At 68.2% G+C, this 24,197-nt stretch carries 21 protein-coding genes; 15 read left to right on the top strand and 6 right to left on the bottom strand.

Translation table 11 applies throughout. From position 1 onward, the window contains the following. The first annotated feature begins 1 nt into the window (after nucleotide 1). The 6 genes from ABD116_RS06900 (at nucleotide 2) to infA (ending at nucleotide 9,191) form a co-directional block, all read left to right on the top strand. Nucleotides 2-541 (top strand): adenine phosphoribosyltransferase, encoded by a 540-nt coding sequence (locus ABD116_RS06900; RefSeq protein WP_343966602.1) that lies wholly within the window; start codon nucleotides 2-4, stop codon nucleotides 539-541. Nucleotides 542-660: 119 nt separating this feature from the next. Next, nucleotides 661-3,051, top strand: coding sequence for a RelA/SpoT family protein (locus ABD116_RS06895; protein WP_425552055.1), 2,391 nt, complete (start codon nucleotides 661-663; stop codon nucleotides 3,049-3,051). Beyond that, nucleotides 3,020-4,000: a hypothetical protein gene (locus tag ABD116_RS06890; protein WP_343966029.1), complete on the top strand. Its 981-nt coding sequence runs from the start codon at nucleotides 3,020-3,022 to the stop codon at nucleotides 3,998-4,000. Before ABD116_RS06895 ends, ABD116_RS06890 begins: the two co-directional genes overlap by 32 nt. Before the next feature lie 116 nt (nucleotides 4,001-4,116). Beyond that, nucleotides 4,117-7,971 (top strand): hypothetical protein, encoded by a 3,855-nt coding sequence (locus ABD116_RS06885; RefSeq protein ID WP_343966027.1) that lies wholly within the window; start codon nucleotides 4,117-4,119, stop codon nucleotides 7,969-7,971. A 204-nt stretch (nucleotides 7,972-8,175) separates the two neighbouring features. Continuing rightward, on the top strand, nucleotides 8,176-8,964 hold the full coding sequence (locus tag ABD116_RS06880; protein WP_343966024.1) for a GNAT family N-acetyltransferase: 789 nt from the start codon (nucleotides 8,176-8,178) through the stop codon (nucleotides 8,962-8,964). A 2-nt stretch (nucleotides 8,965-8,966) separates the two neighbouring features. Further along, nucleotides 8,967-9,191 carry a translation initiation factor IF-1 gene (infA, locus tag ABD116_RS06875; RefSeq protein WP_343966023.1) on the top strand — a complete coding sequence of 75 codons (225 nt, stop codon included), beginning with the start codon at nucleotides 8,967-8,969 and terminating at the stop codon, nucleotides 9,189-9,191. 46 nt (nucleotides 9,192-9,237) lie between these two features. Here the strand turns inward: infA and ABD116_RS06870 are convergent, their stop codons facing one another. After that, entirely contained in the window at nucleotides 9,238-9,819 is a 582-nt protein-coding gene (locus tag ABD116_RS06870; RefSeq protein ID WP_343966021.1) for a TetR/AcrR family transcriptional regulator, read from the bottom strand. A gap of 93 nt (nucleotides 9,820-9,912) precedes the next feature. Here ABD116_RS06870 and ABD116_RS06865 point away from each other — a divergent pair, with 93 nt between their 5' ends. Next, nucleotides 9,913-10,779: an MBL fold metallo-hydrolase gene (locus ABD116_RS06865; RefSeq protein ID WP_343966019.1), complete on the top strand. Its 867-nt coding sequence runs from the start codon at nucleotides 9,913-9,915 to the stop codon at nucleotides 10,777-10,779. Here ABD116_RS06865 and ABD116_RS06860 read toward each other — a convergent pair. Next, the gene (locus ABD116_RS06860; RefSeq protein WP_343966017.1) at nucleotides 10,762-11,613 is read right to left on the bottom strand and encodes a hypothetical protein; all 852 of its coding nucleotides are present in this window, start codon (nucleotides 11,611-11,613) and stop codon (nucleotides 10,762-10,764) included. The two genes, ABD116_RS06865 and ABD116_RS06860, sit on opposite strands and share 18 nt — an antisense overlap. A gap of 52 nt (nucleotides 11,614-11,665) precedes the next feature. Continuing rightward, entirely contained in the window at nucleotides 11,666-12,892 is a 1,227-nt protein-coding gene (locus ABD116_RS06855) for a DUF349 domain-containing protein (RefSeq protein ID WP_343966015.1), read from the bottom strand. A 262-nt stretch (nucleotides 12,893-13,154) separates the two neighbouring features. On the opposite strand from ABD116_RS06855, the gene ABD116_RS06850 reads away from it, so the two are divergent. The 5 genes from ABD116_RS06850 to ABD116_RS06830 all read left to right on the top strand — a co-directional run bounded on the left by ABD116_RS06850 (nucleotide 13,155) and on the right by ABD116_RS06830 (nucleotide 19,335). After that, complete coding sequence (locus ABD116_RS06850; protein ID WP_343966013.1) at nucleotides 13,155-13,835, top strand: MBL fold metallo-hydrolase; 681 nt, start codon at nucleotides 13,155-13,157, stop codon at nucleotides 13,833-13,835. A gap of 4 nt (nucleotides 13,836-13,839) precedes the next feature. Then, a complete protein-coding gene (gene hisS / locus ABD116_RS06845) occupies nucleotides 13,840-15,198 on the top strand; it encodes a histidine--tRNA ligase (protein ID WP_343966011.1) in 1,359 nt (452 codons plus the stop codon). Next, nucleotides 15,195-17,003, top strand: coding sequence for an aspartate--tRNA ligase (gene aspS / locus ABD116_RS06840; RefSeq protein WP_343966009.1), 1,809 nt, complete (start codon nucleotides 15,195-15,197; stop codon nucleotides 17,001-17,003). The genes hisS and aspS overlap by 4 nt, the downstream gene beginning before the upstream one ends. 303 nt (nucleotides 17,004-17,306) lie before the next feature. After that, the gene (locus ABD116_RS06835) at nucleotides 17,307-18,251 is read left to right on the top strand and encodes a glycoside hydrolase family 19 protein (RefSeq protein WP_343966007.1); all 945 of its coding nucleotides are present in this window, start codon (nucleotides 17,307-17,309) and stop codon (nucleotides 18,249-18,251) included. Nucleotides 18,252-18,375: 124 nt separating this feature from the next. Further along, a complete protein-coding gene (locus tag ABD116_RS06830) occupies nucleotides 18,376-19,335 on the top strand; it encodes a glycoside hydrolase family 19 protein (RefSeq protein ID WP_343966005.1) in 960 nt (319 codons plus the stop codon). 74 nt (nucleotides 19,336-19,409) lie between these two features. On the opposite strand, the gene ABD116_RS06825 is transcribed toward ABD116_RS06830, so the two are convergent. From ABD116_RS06825 to ABD116_RS06815, 3 genes are read right to left on the bottom strand one after another with little or no spacing between them, the layout of a single operon-like run. Beyond that, nucleotides 19,410-20,300, bottom strand: coding sequence for a hypothetical protein (locus tag ABD116_RS06825; protein WP_343966003.1), 891 nt, complete (start codon nucleotides 20,298-20,300; stop codon nucleotides 19,410-19,412). Then, nucleotides 20,297-20,905, bottom strand: coding sequence for an RNA polymerase sigma factor (locus ABD116_RS06820; protein WP_343966000.1), 609 nt, complete (start codon nucleotides 20,903-20,905; stop codon nucleotides 20,297-20,299). Before ABD116_RS06820 ends, ABD116_RS06825 begins: the two co-directional genes overlap by 4 nt. Before the next feature lie 55 nt (nucleotides 20,906-20,960). Continuing rightward, nucleotides 20,961-21,644, bottom strand: a complete 684-nt coding sequence (locus ABD116_RS06815) for a class I SAM-dependent methyltransferase (protein ID WP_343965998.1) — start codon at nucleotides 21,642-21,644, stop codon at nucleotides 20,961-20,963. A gap of 121 nt (nucleotides 21,645-21,765) precedes the next feature. Between ABD116_RS06815 and ABD116_RS06810 the strand changes: the two genes are divergently transcribed. The 3 genes from ABD116_RS06810 to ABD116_RS06800 are packed head-to-tail and all read left to right on the top strand — an operon-like array spanning nucleotide 21,766 to nucleotide 24,180. After that, the gene (locus ABD116_RS06810) at nucleotides 21,766-23,154 is read left to right on the top strand and encodes an MFS transporter (protein ID WP_343965997.1); all 1,389 of its coding nucleotides are present in this window, start codon (nucleotides 21,766-21,768) and stop codon (nucleotides 23,152-23,154) included. A 19-nt stretch (nucleotides 23,155-23,173) separates the two neighbouring features. After that, a complete protein-coding gene (locus ABD116_RS06805) occupies nucleotides 23,174-23,749 on the top strand; it encodes a TetR/AcrR family transcriptional regulator (RefSeq protein ID WP_343965995.1) in 576 nt (191 codons plus the stop codon). Then, nucleotides 23,746-24,180, top strand: a complete 435-nt coding sequence (locus ABD116_RS06800) for a helix-turn-helix transcriptional regulator (protein ID WP_343965993.1) — start codon at nucleotides 23,746-23,748, stop codon at nucleotides 24,178-24,180. The genes ABD116_RS06805 and ABD116_RS06800 overlap by 4 nt, the downstream gene beginning before the upstream one ends. The last annotated feature ends 17 nt before the right edge of the window (nucleotides 24,181-24,197 follow it).

Below are 24,197 nucleotides of genomic sequence, written 5' to 3'. Positions count from 1 at the left end.
GATGCGTTCGCTGGATCAGGTACTGCAGGACGGCATTCGCGACATCCGGGACTACCCGCAGGCGGGGGTGGTGTTCAAGGACATCACCCCGCTGCTGGCGGACCACAGTGGGTTCACCCAGGTGGTGGAGGCGCTGGCTGCCGCCGGTCGTGATGCCGACGGCAACGTCGTCGTCGACAAGGTGGTCGGGATCGAAGCGCGTGGCTTCATCCTGGCCGCCCCGGTCGCGCTGGCCCTCGGCACGGGGTTTGTCCCGGTCCGCAAGAAGGGCAAGCTGCCGTCAGCGACCTTCGAGGAGTCCTACGCGCTGGAGTACGGCGAGGCGACCATCGAGGTCCACCAGGACGCTTTCGCGCCCGGTGACCGGGTGCTGGTGATCGACGACGTGCTCGCCACCGGTGGCACGGTGGAGGCCTGCCTGCGCCTGGTACGCCGCTGCGGTGCCGAAGTGGTCGCCACGTCGGTACTGATCGACCTGTCGTTCCTGCCGTGGCGCGAGCGCCTGGCGGGGGAGCGTGTGGACACGCTCGTCACTGTCTGAAGTCAAGCGGTTACATCAAATCGGCGTGTTGTCCACAGGCCGTGTCGGCCCCGTTGGTTCCTTCCCTCTAGACTGGTGCTCTGTCGGCGGAGGGAAACAACGTGGGTGAAGACCCGGCGATGACTTCAGCGGTACCTGACGTGGTGCCGCTCGATCCTCCGCGCGCTCCCGCGAGCCGCCCGGTGGCCGCCGCATCGCCGTCTCCAGCCCCCGCGGCGCCCCCCTCGGCGCAGCCGCCCCGGATCGCGCCGGCCCGGGTTCGCGCCCGGCTGGCCCGCCTCGGCGGCACCCGGCACCCGAACCGGGCGCCGATGCTCGAGCCGCTGTTCCGGGTCGTCCGGGCGACCCACCCCAAGGCCGACCTGGCGATGATCGAGCGGGCGTACCGCACCGCCGAGAAGCACCACACCGGCCAGCTCCGCAAGAGCGGCGACGCCTACATCACGCACCCGCTCGCGGTGGCCACCATCCTGGCCGAGCTGGGCATGACCGCGCCGACGCTGTGCGCCGCCCTGCTGCACGACACGGTCGAGGACACCGACTACACGATCGCCGAGCTGACCAAGGACTTCAGCGAAGAGATCGCGATGCTGGTCGACGGCGTCACCAAGCTGGACAAGGTCAAGTACGGCGAGTCCGCGCAGGCCGAGACGATCCGCAAGATGGTCGTCGCGATGGCCAAGGACATCCGGGTGCTGGTGATCAAGCTCGCCGACCGGCTGCACAACATGCGCACGCTGGGCTTCCTGCGGCAGGAGAAGCAGGAGCGGATCGCCCGCGAGACGCTCGAGATCTACGCCCCGCTGGCGCACCGGCTGGGTATGAACACGATCAAGTGGGAGCTCGAGGACCTGTCCTTCTCGACCCTGCACCCGAAGGTGTACGACGAGATCGTCCGGCTGGTGGCCGAGCGAGCTCCGTCGCGGGACGAGTACCTCGCCTCGGTGATCGACCAGGTGCACGAGGACCTGCGCGCGGCCAAGGTGAAGGCGACCGTCACCGGCCGGCCGAAGCACTACTACTCGATCTACCAGAAGATGATCGTCCGCGGCCGCGAGTTCGGCGACATCTACGACCTGGTCGGCATCCGCGTGCTGGTCGAGTCGGTCCGCGACTGTTATGCGGCGCTCGGCGTCCTGCACGCCCGGTGGAATCCGGTGCCCGGGCGGTTCAAGGACTACATCGCGATGCCGAAGTTCAACATGTACCAGTCGCTGCACACGACGGTGATCGGCCCGCAGGGCAAGCCGGTCGAGCTGCAGATCCGGTCGTTCTCGATGCACCGGCGGGCTGAGTACGGTATCGCCGCGCACTGGAAGTACAAGGAAGATCCGAACGCGCCGGCTCCCGAGGTGGGCGCGCCGCCGACCACCGAGATCGGCGCCCCGAACGAGATGCCCTGGGTGCGGCAGCTCGTCGACTGGCAGCGGGAGACCTCCGACCCGTCGGAGTTCCTCGACTCGCTGCGGTTCGAGATCAACAACTCCGAGGTCTACGTCTTCACCCCGCGCGGCGACGTGATGTCGCTGCCGACCGGGTCGTCACCGGTCGACTTCGCCTACGCGATCCATACCGAGGTCGGGCACCGATGTATCGGCGCCCGGGTCAACGGGCGGCTCGTGCCGCTGGAGAGCACGCTGGAGAACGGCGACGTCGTCGAGGTCTTCACCTCGAAGGCTCAGGGCGCCGGACCGTCGCGCGACTGGCTGATGTTCGTCAAGAGCCCGCGCGCCCGCAACAAGATCAAGCACTGGTTCTCCAAGGAGCGCCGCGACGAGGCGATCGAGCACGGCAAGGACGCGATCGCCAAGCAGCTGCGCAAGGAGGGCCTGCCGCTGCAGCGCCTGCTCTCGCACGAGACGCTGACGGCAGTCGCCAACTCGCTGCGCTACCCCGACGTGACCGGCCTGTACGCCGCGGTCGGGGAGAGTCACGTGAGCGCGCAGGCCGTAGTACGGCGCCTGATCGAGACCTACGGCGGCGAAGAGGGTGCGGCCGAGGATCTCGCCGAGGGCCTGCGGTTGCCGGCTACTCGCGAGCGGCGCAAACGGACCGCACGCGGCGATGCCGGCGTCATCGTCAAGGGCGCCACGGACGTGCTGTCGAAGCTCGCCCGCTGCTGTACTCCGGTGCCGGGCGACGAGATCATCGGTTGGGTCACCCGCGGTGCCGGCGTCTCGGTGCACCGGGCCGACTGCGCCAACGTGGAGAACCTGCAGACCCAACCCGAGCGCATCGTCGAGGTCGAGTGGGCTCCGACGGCTCAGTCCGTCTTCCTGGTCGCGATCCAGGTCGAGGCTCTGGACCGGGCCCGTCTGCTGTCCGACATCACGCGGGTCCTCTCGGACTACCACGTGAACATCCTGTCGGCGGCGCTGACGACGACGCGCGACCGGATCGCCAAGTCCCGGTTCACCTTCGAGATGGGCGATCCGACCCACCTGGGGCACGTGTTGAAGGCGGTCCGTTCGGTCGAGGGTGTTTTCGACGTCTACCGGGTCACCCAGTAGCTGGTCTTTCCTCAGCAGGCCGCAGCTCACCCGCCGCGGCCTGCTGATCCTCGGCGCAGGCACGCTGGCCGGCTGCAGCGCCGACAAGCCGTCCAGCAGCTCCACTCCGGCGCCTACACCACCTGCGCCGACGCCTCCTGGGTCCTCAACGACGTCCTCGAGTCCTTCACCTCCTGCGTCCTCGATTTCTGCGCCTCCCTCGGCATCGACGCCCAGCTCGCCCCCTGCCTCCCTTCCATCCGTCAAACCCTGGACCCCGGGCCGCGGCGAGCTCGTCCCCGAAGCCAAACTCGCCGCCGTCCAAGCCGTCCAGAAGCTCCTGGCCCGCCCGAACACGGTCGTCGAGATCATCGACGCCCAGTACGGCGGCCTGCTGGCCGACACCGCCAGCGTCCTCGTCCCCTGCCGCACGTACTCAGTTGCCAACGGCAAGCTAACGACCGCCGGCACCACGGTCGACGTACGACTGACCAGATCGGGCCGCACCTGGCGGGTGACCTCCCAACACCCAGCCCGACCCGGCCCACCGGCACGCACCCTCACCGCAGCCGCCCGCCAGGTCCTGGCGAACGACCGCATCATCCTCCCGCCCGCCTCAGCCGCCGACATCCGCTCCGGCAACATCCACGACACCGTCCTCACCGCGATGCTCACCCTCGCGAAGACCTACCGAATCGGCATCAGCGTCCTCCGCTCCGGCCACCCCCTCAACGTCTTCGGCACCACCCGGCCCAGCGACCACCCCCGAGGCCGAGCCTTCGACACGTGGCAGATCAACGGCCAGGCTGTCGTGAATCCCTCCACCCCACGCACCCTCATCACCAACTACATGCGGGCAGCCGAGGCCCTCGGCTCCTACAACGTAGGCGGCCCTTACCGACTCTCCGGCCCCGCCTACTTCTCCGACCGAACCCACCACGACCACGTCCACGCCGGCTTCTCCGGCTGAGCCGAACCCGGCACCGTGCTCTTGACAACCCATCGCACCGGGTGCCAACTGTCGGAGGCAGGCAAATTCGCCTGCGCGCGCTCTCGGGGGAACGGCAATGGGAGTGCACTATGGCTATGGGGCGGAAGCAGGTCGCAGTAGGAACACTCGGGTCGGCGGTACTCGTCGCCGGTCTGTTGCTGGCGCCAGTGGGGGCGACCGGCGCGCCACCGGTCGACGACACCCCGACGCTGATCCCGGGCACCAGACCGCCCCGGGTGAGTGAGAAGGACGAACAGGCGTTCCTCGAGCGGGACTTCTTCTTCATGAGCCGGCGGACCGCAGGCGACCAGAAGCTCGACAACCAGCGCGCGGGCGCACTACGCGCTGTCGCGGCCCTCAACGCCGGGGAACAGCGAAGGCAGCGCACGAAGAGCCCGGGCCCGGCGACCTTCACTGGCCAGTGGACCGGTCTGGGTCCCGATCCGATCGTCCAGGTGACCCGGAGCACGCCGATCTTCACCGCGATGAGCGGCCGCATCGGCGCCCTCGCGATCCGGCCGAGCACCGGTCAGTTCATCCTGGGCGGTGCCCAAGGCGGCATCTGGCTGTACGACCAGGCGAGCGGCACGTGGTCCACCAAGACCGACGACCTGCCGTCGCTGGCCATCGGAGCGCTGGCCGTCGCACCGTCGAACGACGCGATCGTGTACGCCGGTACCGGCGAGGGCGCGTTGTCCGGTGACAGCTACTTCGGCAACGGCGTACTGAAGTCCACCGACGGCGGCCAGCACTGGACGCACGTGTCGGGCGACTTCTTCGAAGGTGTCTCGACCTCGGCGCTGGTCGTCGACCCACGGAACGCCAGTCACCTGTACGCCGCGATCCTGCGCGGCCGCGGTGGCGCCCGCAGGACCACCCCGCCGGACCACTCGCGGTACGGCGTCTGGGAGTCCACCGACGGCGGTACGAGCTGGCGGATCCTCAAGGTGGCGAAGTCGGCGTCCAACGGGGCCACCGACCTCGAGATCGACCCGCAGAACCCGAATGTCCTGTACAGCTCGTTCTGGGGCGACGCGATCTACAAGAGCACCGACGCCGGCCGGCACTGGTCACCGATCATGACGGGCCTGCCGGCGGTCGACTATGCCTCGACCGCCACCCGGTTCTCGCTCGGAATCTCCCATCCCGCGGGTCACGGCGCGGTCCTGTACGCCGGCTTCACCTGGACCGACCAGCCCGCGCGAGTCTTCAAGTCCACCAACGAGGGCGCGAGCTGGTCGATCACGCAGCCGGGCACCGGGGACGACACCGTCGAGGACTACTGCGCCGAGCAGTGCTCGTACGACAACGTCATCGTCGCCGATCCGGTCAACCCCGACATCGTCTATGCGGCCGGACAGTTCAACTACGCGATCGGCTCGGGCGGCATCTTCCGGTCCGACGACGGCGGCCAGACCTGGAAGAACCTCGGCTGGGACCAGCACCCCGACTTCCACGCCCTCGCCTACGACCCGGCGCATCCGGAGCACGTCCTGATCGGCTCCGACGGCGGCGTCTGGTACTCCGGCGATCGCGGCGGCCGCCCGAACGCGACCGATCCGCTCAGCGCGGTGACGTGGCAGAACCTCAACGGGACGGTCGATCCGGCGACCGCGGCCGTCACCCATCGGACCGGACTTCAGCTGGGCCAGTTCACCTCGGTCGCGAACGCGCCGACCGTCCCCGGCCGGGTCTGGGGTGGCACGCAGGACAACGGCACGGACCGCAAGTCGACCGCCTCGGCCAGCTGGTTCGACGTCGCCAGCGGCGATGGTGGACAGGTGCTGGTCGATCCGACCGACGCGAACTACGTCTTCGGCACCTACTTCGGCATCTCGCCGTACCGGTACACCGACGGCGGCCTCACCTTCTTCAGCAACCAGTACATCAGGACCGGGATCGACCTGACCGACCGCTCCGACTTCTACGTCCCGTGGGTACAGAACCAGCGCAAGACCAACCAGCTGATGCTGGGCACCTATCGGCTCTACCGGACTGACAACGCGAAGGCATCGTCGGCCGGTGACGTCCGGTGGAAGCCCATCAGCGGCGACCTGACCAGCGGCTGTACCGGCGAGGCGCCGAACGGCGGCCGGGGCTGTGTCATCTCCGCGGTGGGGATGGGCGGCGGCGACGCGGCGTACACCGGCGCGGAAGACGGCTACGTCTACGTGAGTCCGGACGCGCAGGTCAGCGACACGCCGTCGTGGACCCGGGTGGACAAGGGGCAACTGCCGAAGCGGCCGGTGACCCAGTTCGCGGTCGACCGCAGCAACTACCGGATCGCCTACGCGGCGTTCGCCGGATTCAGCGCCGCCACGCCGGCCCATCCAGGTCACCTCTTCAAGACGACGAACGGTGGCAAGGACTGGACGAACATCAGCTTCAACCTGCCGGACAGCCCGGTCAACTCGATCATCCTCGACCCGTCGTACGCGGACACGCTGTACGCCGGCACCGATGTGGGCCCGTTCGTCACCCATGACGGCGGCAGGCACTGGGCTCCGCTCGGCTCCGGGATCCCTGAGATCGCGATCTGGCAGCTCGACCTCGACCCGTCGCACCGAGTGCTCGTCGCGGGAACGCACGGGCGTGGAGCGTTCCGGAGTACGGACACTTCGGCGGCCGTGCCCGCTCTGGTCGTCACGAAGACGGCCGCCGACGTTCCGGTCGGACCGTCGAGCACGCTCGACTACACGATCACGCTCGCGAACGTCGGCAACGCCGCCGCGACCGGGGTCAAGCTCACCGACCCGGTGCCGAAGAACACGACCTTCGTGTCCGCCGACAGCGGCGGGAGCAACGTTCGCGGTGTCGCGACCTGGACCGGTCTGACCGTTCCGGCCGGTGGCAGTACCACCGTGCACCTGAGTGTGAAGATCGGATCCGGCGTGACGACGGCGATCGTCAACGACGGTATCCGGGCCGAATCGGCGCAAGGGCCGTTCACGACCGGATCGCCGGTGATCACACCCATCGCGCCGGCGTACGGCGTGAGCCTCACCCCGGCCACGCAGACCGATGGCGGCCGGCCTGGCACCTCGGTCTCCTACACCCAGACGGTGAGAAACCTTGGGTTCACCCCCGACTCCTACACCTTGGCGAGTACCGGCGGCACTGATCCCGTCAGCTTCTTCGACCCCACCTGCACGACGCCGCAGTCGTCCACACCCACCGTGGCGCCCGGTGCGACCGCGACGTTCTGCGTGAAGGTGGCCGTACCTGCCGGAGCCACCGGTACCAACACGGCGACGGTCACGGCGACGTCGGTCGGCAGTCCAGGAGTCTCGGCGAGCGCGACGCTCAAGACCATCGCGGTCACCGTCGACACCCTGCTGGTGGACGAGGACGGCAACGCGCCCGACGTACAGGCTGTGTACGCCGCCGCGCTGACCGGCGCGGGTGTCTCGTTCGACACCTGGGATCTGGATGCCGACAGCAACCTTCCGGCGAACTACCTGCTGGCGCACCGGAACGTCGTATGGTTCACCGGCAACACGTACCCGGCGCCGATCACGCCGTACGAGACACGTCTGCAGGCATTCCTGGACGGGGGAGGGCGGCTGCTGATGTCCGGCCAGGACATCCTCGACCAGGCGGCCGGTACGACCGCGTTCGTGCACGACTACCTGCACATCACCTGGGACGGCACCGAAGTCCAGAACGACAAGGCCACCGATGCGGTCCACGGCGTCGCCGGCAACCCGGTGACGGACGGCATCGGCACCGTACCGCTGGACCACTCGGTGCTGGGCGCGGAGTTCGAGGACCAGGTCACCCCGAACGGCGGGGCGTCAGCGGCCTTCACGGACGACACCTCACAGCCCGACGGCCTGTCGTTCGCCGGGGGATACAAGGTGGTCTTCCTCGCCTTCCCGCTGGAGGCCTACGGAACCGCCGCCGACAAGTCCGGCTTGGTCGGGAGGACGATGACCTTCTTCGGTCCGTAGCCCGGAGCCTGGGAAAACAAGTGGCCGGACCACGGCATGGTTGATACCGTGCCGTGGTCCGTGACATCACGCTTGGAGGTGGGAACCCATGAACGCTGTAGCGCAGTGGGTGCGTCCCCTCTCGTGGTCACGGGCGGGCGACTGACATAGGTGTCGCCGGGAGCGCCCCGAGAAATCTTCGGCACTCCCGGAAGGAACACACCTATGAACACTTCGCCTTTCCCACCGCAGGGCGTCGGCTCCCACGCGGTCACGATCTCGCGAGTCGCTGATAACCAGTGGCACGCGATCGAGAACGACCTGGTGGCCGGCCGCGCCCACGCCTCACGCCGGCTCGACGGCCGTACCTTCGTCAGCATCGACACCTGGCGCGACGACATCTTCGACCGGCTCGCCGCCGCGATGGTGGCCGATCGGTCGGAGCTTTTGCACACGGTTGTCGACGAGAACGATCGCGAGCTGCTGGCTGGTTGGGAGCGGGCCGGGTTCACGATGTCGCGTCGCGAGTACGAGTTCGTGGTACCGACTGAGCTGTCGGCCAGGTCAGCTCCTCCGGACGTGGTCATCGCCGCTGCCGACGAAGGGCCGCTTCGCCTTGTGGACAAGGCGATTCGGGCTGAGGTCGAGGCTGCCGTCGGCTGGCATACGATGCCCGCCGAGGTATTGCCTTGGCAGGGCGGTACGAGACCGATGGATCCTTCGAAGTACACGGTCGCGATCCGAGACGGCCGGTATGTCGGAATGGTCCGGGTCGCGACGAGAACCCGGCGTCCTCGAATCGGATTGGTCGCCGTTCTCGCTGCTGATCGACGCCACGGCATCGGTCGCGCCCTTCTCACTCGAGTACTGCAGGGTCTCCACCGTGCCGGCTTCGAAGCCGTCACGGCCGAGGTCGACGAATCCAACACACCCGCCCTCGCCCTGTTCGAGTCCCTCGGCGGTCAGCGCACCGGCACCACCCTCGAACTCTCCATCCACCCAGGAAAGGCCTGACCATGCCCAGAAACGTCAACGGCATCGAGGTCGAAGGCACGATCGTCGAATGCCTCCGCAATGCCACCTTCCGGGTGGAACTCACCAACGGCCACAAGGTCCTCGCCCACATCTCCGGCAAGATCCGCAAGAACTACATCAAGATCCTCCCCGAAGACCGAGTCCTGGTAGAACTCAGCCCCTACGACCTGACCCGAGGCCGAATCACCTTCCGCTACCGCAACTGACCCACCCAACGCCCGCGCCTGGCAACCACTCCCGGGCGCGGGCGGGTCAGTTCGGGCCCTGCCGCCAGTCGTCCACGAGGTGCCGGAGGAGTCGCGCAGCGGCGGCCGCGGGACGCGCGCCCGGCCGGGTGGCTCGCTCGATCAGCGCGCCGTCGATGACGAGCTGGATCTGATCGGCTGCCTGCTGTGCCTCGGGGTGGCCGAGGGCTTGGAGTTCCTTCAGCAGCAACTCGTTGATGTGCTCGTAGTACTGGCTGGTCTCGGCATGAGCGGGGTGTGCGGGGTCGGGGAGGGCGAGATCCGCGGCGGTGTAGCGGCAGCCGCGGAATCCCCGATTGCCGGTGTCCTGGGTGAAGAAGTCGAACAGCGCGAGGAGCCGTTCCCGCGGATCGTCGCCGGCCGAGTCCAGTATGGCGCGGTATCGCTCCAGGTCGGCCGTGCGGGTGGTGCGCAGAGTCTCGGCGACCAGGCCGTCCTTGCCGCCGAAGTGCTGGTACAGCGAGCGGCGGGCCACGTCCGCCTCGCTCAGGAGCGCGTCCATGCCGATGCCGACGCCCTTGTCATAGGTCAGCCGGCGGGTGGCGTCGAGAAGGCGTTCACGGGGTCCTGGGCCGGTCGCGGGGCTCATCTGCGGGTACACGCTCTCTCTGGCTTGACAGTAGATCAACCAGTCTATCTAATAATTAGTAGATCGACTGGTCTACCTACTAAGGATGGCACGATGGCTCCCGGTGGCACGCTCGCGTACGACGTCTTCATCTCCGATCCGATCCCGCAGAACGTCGCGGAGTTGGTTCCCAACGGGGATCGGCGGATGTTCTCTCCGTTGTCGACGACGCTGATCTTCGGCGAACACGACGCGGTGCTGGTGGATCCGCCGATGACGATCGAGCAGACCGAGCGGGTCGGCGACTGGGTCGAGGCGAGCGGGAAGAACCTGCGGTACGTCTACGCGACGCACGGGCACGGTGACCACTGGTTCGGTACGGCGCCGCTGCTGGAGCGCTTCCCGGGGGCGGTGGCCTATGCGTCGGCCGGCACGATCGCGATGATGCGGCAGCACGGTTCGCCTGAGTTCCGGGCGAAGTTGTGGGACAAGCTGTTTCCCGGCCAGATTCCCGCGTCCCCGATCCTGGCCACGGTTCCGCCGGACAACCGGTTCGAGCTGGAGGGGCAGGAGTTGATCTCGGTCGAGGTGAGCCACTCCGACACTGACGACACGACGGTGCTGCATGTCCCGTCGATCGGTCTGGTCGTCGCCGGTGACGTTGTCTACAACGGCGTCCATCAGTACCTCAGTGAGTCCGCCGACGGGGGGATCGATGCCTGGCTCGCGGCACTGGAGACCGTGGAGGCGCTACAACCGGCCAGCGTCGTCAGCGGACACAAGAACCGGGCCAACGCCGACAGCCCCGAGACGATTGCCCAGACACGCCAGTACCTGCTCGATGCCAAGCGCCTGCTCGCTCAGCCGAGCTCAGCCCTCGACTTCTTCCACGCCATGCTCGACCTCCACCCCAACCGCCTGAACCCAGGCGCCCTCTGGTCCGGCGCCATGGCCCGCCTAGGCTCACCAACGCCGCGGTAGCCGAGGCCACCGACAAAGAAACGCCCCCACCGCAAGCTCCAGCGCTGGATAGGAACCCCACAGATCAGTACGCCGGACAGGGATGATGTGCCAGCCAAGTGCCTTCAACCCGGTCCGGCGTTCCTCGTCGCGGACCTGGTCCCGATCGCTGGAGTGCCAGCGGTCGGAGTCGTATTCGAGGCCTAGGCGGACGCCGTCGATCGGGTCGGGGTAGCTGAGGTCGAGGCGGTAGTCGCGGGTTGGGCCGCTGACGCGGACCTGCAGGTCGGGCTTGGGGAAGCCCGCGTCGAGTAGGCGGAGGCGGAGCCAGGATTCGGCGGGGGACTCGGCGCGGGGGTCGGCGTGTTTGAGGATGTTGCGGGCGCGTAGCTGGGCTTGGTGGGTGTCGTACTGGTCGAGGAGACCTTCGAGGGTGGCTCGGTCTGCTCGGCCGGAGCGGAGGAGGGCGTCGATCGATGCCAGGGCGAACGGCCGGGGTAGGTGGAGGGCGAGTTCGACGCCTGTCGCCGCCGGACTGGTCACCTTGTGTCCGGCCAGGTTCACGGTTTCGGCCGGGGTTCTCGTCCAGCGGATCGGAACCTGCTCGTCTGCGCTGAGGGCAGCGGTGGGGATGCCGTGGATCCAGGCCGCGGTTTCGGCGCGTGCGACGCCGTCGGAGGGGATGACGAGTGCGGCCGCGGCCGCTCGCAGTTCTGGGCTGTCGGGCGTCTCGGTGGCGACGTACACGCCTTTGAGCAATTGGCGGATCTCGCCGCCGCCGAGCAGCCAGTTCAGCTTTTTGCCGGCTTGGCGGCCGGTGAAGGGTAGGCCGCAGAAGAAGGGTGGAAAGGACATCGGCACAGGATGTCTGAGGGCAGACATCCTGTGCTTTCAGTTGTCCACAGGGCTAGCTGAAGTCGGTGAGGGCGTTTTGGGCTTGGGTTAGCCATTCTCGGCGGGCGGCGATTGCTTCGCGGGCCTCGGTGGCCTTGCGGGTGTTGCCTTGGGCCTCGTGCTTGGCGGCCTGCTTCTCCAGGTCCGTGATGAGGGACTGGAGTTGTTTGACGGTGGCCTCGGCGCGGGCGCGGGCCTCGGGGTTGCTGCGGTTCCAGACCTCGTCCTCGGCGGACTTGACGGCTTGTTCTACGGCGCGGAGCCGGCCGTCGATGGTGCGCATCGAGTCGCGGGGGACCTTGCCGATGGCGTCCCAGCGGTCGAGGAGGTCGCGGAGTTGGTCTCGGGCGGCCTTGGCGTCGTTGACGGGGAGGATGGCCTCGATCTCGACCAGCAACGATTCCTTGGCGGCGAGGTTGGCTACCTGCTCCTCGTTCTCCTGGGCCTGTTCGGCGTCGCGGGCGCCGAAGAAGGCGTCCTGGGCGCTGCGGAAGCGCGCCCACAGCTTGTCGTCCACCTCGCGGGGCGCCGGGCCAGCGGCCTTCCACTGGCGCATCAGGTCGCGGAAGCGGCCTGAGGTCGGGCCCCAGTCGGTGGAGGAGGACAACGACTCTGCCTCCGCCGCCAGCCGCTCCTTCACCACGGCGGCCTCGTCACGCTTGGAGGACAACTCGGCGAAGTGCTGCTTGCGGTGCCGGGTGTAGGTCGTCCGGGCGGACGAGAAGCGGTGCCACAGCTCGTCGTCGCTGGACTTGTCGAGCCGGGGGAGTGCCTTCCACTCGTCCAGCAGCTCGCGCAGCCGGGTGACGCCGTGCCGCCAGTCGGTGCCGGCCGCGATCGTCTCGGCCTCGGTGGCGATCTTCGTCTTCGCGTCCCGGGCCTCCTCGACCTTCGCGGCGCGCTCGGCCTTCTTCTTCTCGCGCTGCTGGGCGACCAGCGGGGTGAGCGCGTCCAGCCGGGCCCGCAGACCGTCCAGATCGCCGACGGCCTGGGCCTCGTCGATCGCGCCGGTCACCTTCTTCACCGCGGCGCGGGCGTCGTCGGGCGAGACGGTGCCCGCCTGGACCCGCTTCTCCAGCAGGTCCACCTCGAACGCCAGGGCGTCGTACCGGCGGGTGTAGAAGGCGAGCGCCTCCTCAGGGTTCGCATCCGGCCACTGGCCGACCGCTCTCTCCCCGTCCTTGGTCCGTACGAAGACCGTTCCGTCGTCGGCTACCCGGCCCCAGCTTTCCTCGGCCACAACTCGCCCCTTCCGGCGGTATGTACTGCGCTCGTTCCCATTCTGTCCAGTCGCCGGTTCATCGCCGTCGACAGGGTGCAGTCGGGCGCGTCGGGAGCTGTCCCCACGCGTATCACTGAACAATCACAAACTCCCGGCCGCTACGCAACGGGGTTGCCATCACAATCGGGCACAAAACAAGCAGACAACAATGCGGTTCGTACTCGGCACAGCGTCACCGGTAGCCTTGGCAGGTCCCTTGTCGGTTCCAGGAAGGTCTGTCGTGCTCATCGCCGGGTTCCCCGCGGGTTCGTGGGGCACGAACTGCTACGTCGTCGCCACCGGCCAGGGCGCGGAGTGCATCGTCATCGACCCCGGACAGGACGCCACCAGCGGAGTCGAGCAGGTCGTCCGGGAAAACAAGCTGAAGCCGGTCGCCGTGCTGCTCACCCACGGCCACATCGACCACATGTTCTCGGTACTACCGGTCTGCGGCACCTACGACAGCACCGCCTGGATCCACGCCGACGACCGGCACCTGCTCGCCGACCCGATGGCCGGCATCAGCCAGGAGACCGCCCGGATGCTGCTCGGCGGCAATCACACCTTCGCCGAGCCCGACGACGTCCAGGAGCTCAAGGACGGCCAGCAGCTCGAGCTGGCGGGCCTTCAGTTCACCGTCGACCACACCCCGGGCCACACGCGTGGTTCGGTCACCTTCACCACCCCGTACCTGGGTCCCGAGGACGTACCGGCGGTGCTGTTCTCCGGGGACGTGTTGTTCGCGGGGTCGATCGGCCGGACGGATCTGCCCGGCGGCGACCATCCGGCCATGCTGCATACGTTGGCCACCAAGATCCTGCCGATGCGCGACGAGATCGTCGTCCTGCCGGGTCATGGCGGCCAGACCACGATCGGCCGGGAAAAGGCGACCAACCCTTACCTGCAGGACCTGGAGACATAAGAAAATGAGCAAGGTGACCCCGATCAGTGGGTTCCCCGAGTACCTCCCGAGCGACCGGATCGTCGAGCAGCAGTTCCTCGACGTGATCCGGGAGACGTTCGAGCTGCACGGCTTCGCCTCGATCGAGACGCGCGCCGTCGAGCCGATCGACCGGCTCTCGAACCAGGGCGAGGACGCGGACAAGGAGATCTACGCGGTACGCCGCCTCGGCGCGCCCGTCGAGGAGAAGTCGGACCTCGGCCTGCACTTCGACCTAACGGTCCCCTTCGCCCGGTACGTGCTGGAGCACGCGGGCAAGCTGGCCTTCCCTTTCCGGCGCTACCAGATCCAGAAGGTCTGGCGTGGAGAGCGCCCGCAGGAGGGCCGCTACCGCGAGTTCACCCAGGCCGACATCGACATCGTCGGTGACGGCACGCTGCCGTTCCACTACGAGGTGGAGCTGCCGCTGGTGATCGCCGACGCGTTCAGCAAGCTGCCGATCCCGCCGTTCCGGATCCAGGTCAACAACCGGCAGATCCCCGAGGGCTTCTACCGCGGCCTGGGCATCGAGGACGTCACCTCGGTACTCCGTATCGTCGACAAGCTCGACAAGATCGGCCCGGACAAAGTCACCCAACTGTTGACCGGCGGGGGAGACACGGCGGCACCGGCCGGACCTCAACTGTCGGCCGAGACCGCCAAGCAGGTGCTCCGCCTGGCCGAGATCTCCAGCACCGACGCGTCCTTCGTCGAGCAGGTGCGGGCGCTCGGCGTCCAGCACGAGATCCTCGACGAGGGCCTCGAGCGGCTGGCCGCGATCATGACGGCGGCAAACGAGCACGCTCCCGGCCTGCTGGTCGCCGACCTCAAGATCGCCCGCGGCCTCGACTACTACACCGGCACCGTCTACGAGACCCAGCTGATCGGCCACGAGTCGTACGGCTCGATCTGCTCCGGCGGCCGCTACGACTCGCTCGCCAGCGACGGCAAGACGACGTACCCGGGCGTCGGCATCTCGATCGGGGTGTCCCGGTTGATCGCCCGGTTGTTCAGCCAGGGCCTGGTGAAGGGCAGCCGCAGTACGCCGACCGCCGTACTGGTTGCCTTGAACAACGAAGACGAGCGGGCCGACGCGATGCGCACAGCCGCCGCGTTGCGGGCGCGCAACATTCCGGTCGAGGTCGCCCCGGCGGCGGCCAAGTTCGGCAAGCAGATCAAGTTCGCGGACCGGCGCGGCATTCCGTTCGTCTGGTTCACCACCGAGAACGGCGCCGAGGTGAAGGACATCAGGAGCGGTGACCAGGTACCGGCCGACCCGGCCACCTGGGCACCGCCCGCGCAGGACGTACGACCCAGCATCGAAACCCCTCAGGAGAACTCGTGATCCGTACCCATTCCGCCGGCTCCCTGCGGGCCGAGAACACCGGACAGACCGTCACGCTGGCGGGCTGGGTGGCACGGCGACGCGATCACGGCGGCGTGGCGTTCATCGACCTGCGCGACTCCAGCGGCACCGTCCAGGTCGTCATCCGCGACGAGGAGGCCGCCAGCGGGCTGCGTTCGGAGTACTGCCTGAAGATCGTCGGTACGGTCGCCGCGCGCCCCGAGGGCAACGCGAACCCGGACCTGCCGACCGGTGAGATCGAGATCATCACCGAGGAGATCGAGGTCCTCAACGAGGCCGCGCCGCTACCGTTCCCGGTCGAGGAGCACCATGCGACGCCGGTGAACGAAGAGGTCCGGCTCAAGTACCGCTACCTCGACCTGCGCCGCCAGGGCCCGGGCTCGGCGCTTCGCCTGCGCAGCAAGGTGAACAAGGCGGCCCGTGCGGTCCTGGACAAGCACGACTTCGTCGAGATCGAGACGCCGACGCTGACCAAGTCGACGCCGGAAGGCGCCCGCGACTTCCTGGTCCCGGCGCGCCTGCAGCCGGGCTCGTGGTACGCGCTGCCGCAGTCGCCGCAGCTGTTCAAGCAGCTGCTGATGGTCGCCGGGATGGAGCGGTACTTCCAGATCGCCCGCTGCTACCGCGACGAGGACTTCCGTGCCGACCGGCAGCCGGAGTTCACCCAGCTCGACATCGAGATGAGCTTCGTCGACCAGGACGACATCATCGCGCTGTCCGAGGAGATCCTGGTCGAGCTGTGGAAGCTCGCCGGGCACGAGGTGCAGACGCCGATCCAGCGGATGACGTATGCCGAGTCGATGGCCCGCTTCGGCAGCGACAAGCCCGATCTGCGGATGGGGCTCGAGCTGGTCGAGTGCACGGAGTACTTCAAGGACACGCCGTTCCGGGTCTTCCAGGCGCAGTACGTCGGCGCCGTGGTGATGCCGGGTGGCGCCGACCAGCCGCGCAAGCAGCTGGACGCGTGGCAGGAGTGGGCCAAGCAGCGCGGTGCGCGCGGGCTCGCGTACGTGCTGGTCGGTCAGGACGGCGAGCTGGGCGGACCGGTCGCCAAGAACCTGTCCGAGGAGGAGCGCGCTGGCCTGGCCGATCACGTCGGTGCCAAGCCTGGCGACTGCATCTTCTTCGCTGCTGGTGCCGTGAAATCGTCGCGGGCGCTGCTGGGTGCGGCGCGGCTGGAGATCGGCCGGCGCGGCGGGCTGATCGACGAGTCGGCCTGGTCGTTCGTGTGGGTCGTCGACGCGCCGCTGTTCGAGCCGGCCGACGACGCGACCGCTGCTGGTGATGTCGCTGTCGGGTCGGGGGCGTGGACTGCGGTGCACCACGCGTTCACGTCGCCGAAGCCCGACTCGCTGGAGACGTTCGACACCGATCCGGGCAGCGCGCTGGCTTATGCGTACGACATCGTCTGCAACGGCAACGAGATCGGCGGTGGGTCGATCCGTATCCATCGCGAGGACGTGCAGAAGCGGGTCTTCAAGGTGATGGGCCTGACCGACGAGGAGGCGACCGAGAAGTTCGGCTTCCTGCTCGACGCGTTCAAGTTCGGCGCGCCCCCGCACGGCGGCATCGCCTTCGGCTGGGACCGGATCACCGCCCTCCTCGCGGGCACGGAGTCGATCCGGGACGTCATCGCCTTCCCCAAGTCCGGCGGCGGCTTCGACCCCCTCACCGCTGCCCCCGCCCCCATCACCCCCGCCCAACGCAAGGAAGCCGGCGTAGACGCCAAGCCCGAACCCAAGGGCGAAGCAAAGGCCGCGCCGGCGGCCGACCCGCAGAAGTAGCCCGGAAAGGGGCGCCCCTCACCGGCGCTCCTTCCCTTTCCCGCCGCGCACCATTTGAGGGGTTAACCCCTCACTTTGTGGGTTGCCCCCTGAGAATCCGGGCAGGCAACCCACCATTTGAGGGGTTAACCCCTCAAATGGTGGGCGGTGGGAGGGGCAGGCGGCGGCTTGCGCCGTGAGGCGGATGTGAGGGCTGTTGCGCACTTGAGCAACAGGTATCGGGCGGTGAGAAAGTGACCGTGCAGTGACTGTCCGTAGTAGTTGTTCACTGTGCCCTCATCCTCCTTCCGCCCGGGAGTTCTCATGTTCAAGCGTGTGTTGTCTTCTGCCGTGGCCTTGGTGGCAATCAGCCTGGTTGCCGCCACTCCGGCTCAGGCGGTCGCCTTCCAGACCACCGCCAGTGCTCTCAACATCCGGTCCGAGCCCTACCTCTCCGCTGCGGTGGTGAAGGTGCTCAACGGGCCGACCGCGGTTGATGTCGACTGCCAGAAGTTGGGGGACCCGGTGACCGTGCCGGGGCGGGCGGCGACCAGTTGGTGGGCGCATCTGCCGGCGCATGGCGGGTACGCGACGGTCGGGTACATCAACACCACGGAGACGAAGCTTCCCGGCGTACCGGACTGTCCGGCCGACCCACCGCCGCCCGCCGGTGACGTCACCCTCGCCGACGTCCAGGCGATGTTCGGCACCCGGATCGCCAACCCGTCGATCGTCCAGACCGGACTGCCGTCCCTCAACCAGGCAATGCGCGACGCCAACATCAACACGCCCCGCCGCAAGGCCGCCTTCCTCGCCACCCTCGTGCATGAGTCGCGGCTGGAGTACAACATCCGCGAGATCGGCGACACCCGCGTCTACGGCGGCCGCGGCTACATCCAGCTGACCGGTGACTTCAACTACGGCCCGGCCGGCCGGTACTTCGGTATCGACCTGCTCGGCAACCCCGAGCTGGCCCGGTCGCTGCAGTGGAGCGCCCCGATCGCCCGCTGGTACTGGACGGTCGCCCGCAACATCAACCCGATGGCCGACGCGCTGGACATGGGCAAGGTCAACGCGGCGATCGGCTACCCGGCTGGCGCCGAGGACCAGCGTCGCTGCGACTCCTTCAAGAACGCCCTGCGGTACCTGTCCGGCTCCGTCCCGGCCGGCGTGATCTGCACCCGCTCGAAGGCGCTCAGCGGTGACACGAGCAAGCTCACCAAGACCCAGTTCGAGGCCCTGGACCGGATCCCCGGCACCGTCGGCTGATTTGCAACCTGGTCGAAAGGCTTGAGCCGGGGGCAGTTTGGGTGGAAAGTGACATCGTCGTGAGAGACGCCCGTTAACTTTTCACGGCTACCGTGCCCATGCTGTCCCCGCCCCGGGAGTTGTCATGCTCAAGCGAAGAATCCGCCGTCTTCTGATAGCCACCCTCGCCCTCACCGGCCTCACCGCCGCCGGTCTGGTCACCGCCGTTCCGGCGAGCGCGGCCGTCTTCAACACCTACGGCACCGGCGTGAACGTCCGCGCCGACGCCTACCTGTCCTCACCGGTCGTCCGGACGCTGCCCGGCCCGACCTCCATCGACGTGGACTGCCAGAAGTACGGCGACCTCGTCACCGTCTCCGGCGGTTCGAGCCGCTGGTGGGCGCACGTACCGGCGCTCGGCGGCTACGTCACCGTCGCGTACGTGGCGATCCCGGAGGACAAGCTCCCCGGCGTCGCCGAGTGCGGTGGCACCAACCCGCCGTCCGGCGACATCACGCTGGCGCAGGTGCAGGCGATGTTCGGCACCCGGATCGCGAATCCGTCGCTCGTCGAGACCGGGCTGCCGTCGCTCAACCAGGCAATGCGCGACGCCAACATCAATACGCCGTACCGGAAGGCAGCGTTCCTCGCGACGCTGGTGCACGAGTCGCGGCTGGAGTACAACATCCGCGAGATCGGCGACACCCGCCTGTACGGCGGCCGCGGCTACATCCAGCTGACCGGTGACTTCAACTACGGCCCGGCCGGCCGGTACTTCGGTATCGACCTGCTCGGCAACCCCGAGCTGGCCCGGTCGCTGCAGTGGAGCGCCCCGATCGCCCGCTGGTACTGGACGGTCGCCCGCAACATCAACCCGTTCGCGGACCAGCTCAACATGGGCAAGGTCAACGCGGCGATCGGCTACCCGGCCGGCGCCGAGGACCAGCGCCGTTGCGACTCGTTCAAGAATGCGATCCGGGTGCTGACCGGCTCGGTGCCGGGCGGCATCATCTGCACCCGCTCCAAGGCGCTCAGCGGTGACACCAGCAAGCTCAGCCGCACCCAGTTCGACGCCCTCACCAAGGTCGGCGGCGGCCTCGGCTGACCCCTCCTCAACCGAAGCGCCACCTTGGCGACAAGCCGGCCGGACTCCGCCCAGAGTCCGGCCGGCGGTCAGCGTCAGCCCCGTTCGACCCCGCTGAAGAGGACCTTGCCGTCCTTGTCGACGGCGCGGTAGTCCACCTCGGTCAGCCCGGGCCGATGAACAGCGCCGAGCTGGGAGGCGGTGGCGTAGCCGCGGCCGAAGTACGCCGGTACGACGTACCAGGGCGAGGCTCCGCCGGTCCACCGGATCCGGACTTGCACCTCGTTGACGCCGGGGAGGGCGGCGAAGGTGTAGGTGACGAACAGTCGGGTCGAGTTGCCGTCCGGGATCTCCGAGAAATTCCACCGCCCGTTGACCGGCTTGCTGCTGGTCAGCTTCAGGGTCTTCTCCAGCGGGACGGCGGCCGGATCAAAGGCATAGAGGAGCTTGTCGTCGTAGCACTCGACCTGGACGCCGGCCAGCGTCGTGAACTCCTGGATCAGCAGTGTGGTCCTCAGCGGCTCGAGCAGGCCGCCTTCGCCGGGCAGGGTCTTCTGCAGGCGGGCCAGATAGGAACCGTCGAGTGAGACGTCGGCCGGCGTCGCCGGATTCGGCTGGCCGAGCGCAGACTTCTTCTCCGCAAGGCACTTCCTGGCCACCGCCGCGTCGACGATGCCGACGCCGCTGCCGATGAAGGCGGATCCGCGGTCGAGGTTGATGCGTTCGGAGTCCTTGGGCGGGACCTGCTGAGCCACTGTCGGTTGAGGGCCGGCCGGTTCGACGGAGCCGGAGTGGCCGCCGGCGCGGGTGCTGGCTACTACGCCGCCGGTGATGACGGCTACTCCGCAGGCGGCTGCCAGTACCGGCGTCCAGATGGACCGGTGGCGCTGGGCTCCCCGGGCGGTCCTGACCAGGTTGGCGCGGAGGTCCTCGACGTACTGCGGGTCGAGCTCCTCGACCGGCGGCGGGGTGGTGAGGTTGTTCATCGGGCCTCCTCCGGTCCGGATTGGTCGAGCAGAGCGGGCAGGCGTCGGCGGGCCCGGGAGAGCCGTGCCTTGACGGTTCCCTCGGCGACCCCGAGTACTTCGGCGGCCTCGGCGAGCGGTAGTTCGGCCCAGTAGACGAGCTCGACCGTTTCGCGCTCGTGCGCCGGCAGCCGGCCGAGCGCTGCCCGTACGGCCTGGATCCGTTGCTCCGAGTCGACTTGGGCCGCGACACTTTCGGCGTGGTCGGGCGCATGCAGGGGAGCGGGCTGCCGGCTGACGAACTGCGCCAGCCGGCGTTTGGCGCGAGTGCTGTTGCGTAGCTCGTTGCGGGCGATGGTCAGCAACCAGGCGCGGGCCGTGTCATGCACCAGCGGCCCTGGGTCGGCATGGGTGAACTGCCTCCACGCAGTGATGAAGGTGGCCTGTACTGCGTCGTCTGCGGTCGAGTACGAGCCGGTGTGGCGGACCGCGTAGGCGTGGACGACACCGGCGTACCGGGTGAAGAGGGTGCCGAGGGCCTCGGGGTCGCAGCGGCGCAGTGCCTCCCACAGGTCGTGGTCGGCGGGCATGGCAGGCGGAGGTTTGTCCTGCCTGCTCGATGTCATGGGCATACCTAACAGGGTCCGCGGGTCCCCGCCCGGTTGCCGGCCAGGTGGCCGGTTACTGCAGCTTGGCGCGGATCCAGCCCCGATCAGGCGTCAGATAGCCGTCCAGAGCGAGCCCGGAGGCGTGCAGCGCAGCGCTAAGAGTTTCCTCGGTCAAATTCTTGACCAGGACATGTTGAGACCAAGTGCGGCCGTCCACGGTGTAGATCATCGTGGCCGACTGCATGTCGTCGGGGAGTTGCTTGACGTCCGCGACCTCGACCCGCCGCTGCGGGCTCTCCCGTACTACGTTCCGCGCGAACACCTCCCGATCCTGCTGCTGCAAAAGCACCACACCATCGGACTTCACGTGATGCGCACAGGTGTCGAGCAGTCGCTGCCGGGCGCCGTCGTCGGCGACGTTGATCAGGTACGACATCATCAGCACCACGTCGAACCGCCGGTCGAGCCGGAGCTCCTCGATCGTCGACACGACCGTCTCGGCCTCGGTGATCCGCGACGTCATCGCCGCCGATTCGTCGACCGCGACCACTTGGTGGCCGAAGGCAACCAATGGCCGGGTGATCCGCCCGGTACCGCACCCCAGCTCGAGAATGCTGCTGCCAGGGGCGATCGCGGCGTTGATCAGCTCGTCCTCACCGTGCGGCTGCACCTGGACGTACAGATCCACCGAGCTGCCGTCCGGCGCGAGCTCGCCAGGGCCGGCGCCGCCCTGCCCTACGCGTTCGTCTGTCGTCATACCGCGAGCCTCGGCGGCTCCCTCCGTGCTGTCCAGAGATTCGGCTCTTGCCGAAACTTGTCATCCGTGCCACGCTCTCTGGAATAAACTATACAGCAGTGTTCAGGTTAGGGGTGAGGGTGTGCGAGAGAACAAATGGCTGGTGCTCGGGCTGCTCGCGTTCGTGCAGTTCATGCTGGTGGTCGACATCACCGTCGTGCAGATCGCGTTGCCGAGCATCGGGACCGACCTCGGGTTGGGCCGGCAGTCGCTGACGTGGGTGGTGACGACGTACACGCTGGTGTTCGGCGGGTTGATGATTCTCGGCGGGCGGCTGGCCGACGTACTCGGCGCGCGGCGGACGCTGCTGGCCGGCCTGGTGATCTTCACGCTGGCCTCGGCCACTTCTGGGTTGGCGGGATCGGCGGCGGTCCTGATCGCGGGCCGGGCGGCGCAGGGCCTGGGAGCAGCACTGCTCTCGCCGGCAGCACTCGCGATCGTCACGACGACGTTCCACGACCGGGATCGCAGCCGCGCATTAGGCATCTGGGCAGCCATCGGCGGCGCCGGAGCAGCCGTCGGAGTACTCCTCGGCGGTCTACTGACGGCGGGGCCAGGCTGGCAGTGGGTGTTCTACGTGAACGTGCCCATCGGTGTGGCAGTGCTGGTGTTGCTACCTCAGTTGGTTCCGGCACAGGCGGGCGCTGGGCGGGCGCCGATCGATCTGCCGGGGGCTCTGCTGGTGACAGCCGCCACCGCGCTGCTGATCTACGGACTGGTCAACGCGGGAGAGGACGGCTGGGGTGCAGCCAGCACCTTGGGAGTCCTGGCGGCTGCGGCCCTCAGTTATGGGCTGTTTCTGCTGGTGGAGGCGAGGACCGCGACTCCGCTGATGGATCTGCGGACGATGGGGCGTCGGCCGGTGGTTTCCGGGATGTTCTTGATGTTGGTGGCGACCGGGCTGTTGCTGGGTCTGTTCTTCCTGACTTCGCCTTTGCTGCAAGAGGTTCGCGGCTACAGCGCGCTCGAGACCGGACTTGTCTTCCTGCCGGTTGCCCTGGCGATCACCGGGGGAGCGCAAGTCGGCGGACACCTGATCGGGAGAGTCGGCGGTCGTGCCGTCGCCGCCGGGAGCTTCCTGGTCACCGCTCTCGGGGCAGCGTTGCTCACCCAGGTCGGCGACAGCGTCTGGACCGGAGTACTGCCCGGCTTCCTGCTGGCGGCGTTCGGCGTCGGACCGCTCTTCGTCACCGCCATGACCACCACGATGGCCAACGTGCCCACAGCCGAGGCCGGAGTGGCGTCAGGTGTCGTCACGACCTTCCACGAGCTCGGCGGCAGCATCGGCGTCGCCGTGATGTCGACGGTGGCGGCCGCCAGTTTCGCCGGGCCGACAGTCGTGAGCACGGACGGTTTCTCCGCCGGGTACGCCGTTTGCGCGATCGCTGCGGCCGTGGCCGGGGTAATCGCCCTACTGCTCGTCCCGGGCGGCAAAGCACTCGTAGTAGCAGGTCACGGACACGGCCACTGAGGCCTCGTAAGGTGTAGGCGTGCCGACCTCCACTCCGAAGCGCAGGGCCGACGCCGAGCGGAACATCGAGACCATCCTGCGCGCAACCCACGAGCTGATGGCGCACGGCACGCTGCCATCGATGAGCGACGTCGCCACCGCCTCCGGGATCGGCCGGGTCACCCTCTACTCGCACTTCCCGTCCCGCGAGGTCCTGCTGGAGGAGGTGCTGCGGCGGGGGATCGAGCACACCGACCAGGTACTGACGGAGCTCGCTCTCGACGAGCAGCCACCGGCAGAGGCGCTGGTGCGGTTGGTACAGAAGTCGTGGCCGATCCTGGACCGCCATCGGCGGGTGCGGACCATCGCACTCGCCGAGATCGGGCCGGAGACACTCCGGCGACAGCACGACGCCGCCTTCCAGCACGTCGGCCGGCTGATCGAGCGAGGTCGTGCAGCCGGCGACTTCCGCACCGATCAGCCGGTGGACTGGCTGGTCGCCACCTTCTACGCGATCCTGCACGCGGCCGCCGACGAGGTCGACGCCGGTCGCCTGGCCTCGGCCGACGCGCCCGACCTCCTGATCAGCACCTTGCTCTCCACCCTCCGCCGATGACGACGACCGTGACCGTGCCGTCCGAGCTGCTCCCGCACTTGCGGCGAGCCCGGGATGTTGCCGACCGCAACTACGCCGGGCCGCTCGACCTGGAGGCGCTGGCCGCTGCGGCGGGCGTTTCGAAGTACCACTTCCTGCGCTGTTTCACGACGGCGTACGGCGAGACGCCGATGCAGTACGTCGCCCGGCGCCGGATCGAGCGGGCGGCCGACCTGCTGCGCGCGACCAACCTGACCGTCACCGAGGTCTGCCAACTCGTCGGCTACAGCAGTCTCGGCTCGTTCTCGCAGCGGTTCTCCGAGCTGATCGGGATGAGCCCGTCGGAGTACCAGCGCACGCAGCCGGGGGCCCGGATCCCCGGCTGCTTCGTCTTCATGGTCGGTCTGAACTCCGCAATCGCGGAGAAGCCACCGCAGCCTCCGCGGCCGTAGCGTCGCAGGCACGGATC

Origin of the sequence: Kribbella koreensis (assembly GCF_039525325.1) — a bacterium.
Classification (GTDB): domain Bacteria; phylum Actinomycetota; class Actinomycetes; order Propionibacteriales; family Kribbellaceae; genus Kribbella; species Kribbella koreensis.
The sequence above is the reverse complement of the archived record's forward strand: the minus strand, read 5'-3'. Positions and strand labels throughout refer to the sequence as shown.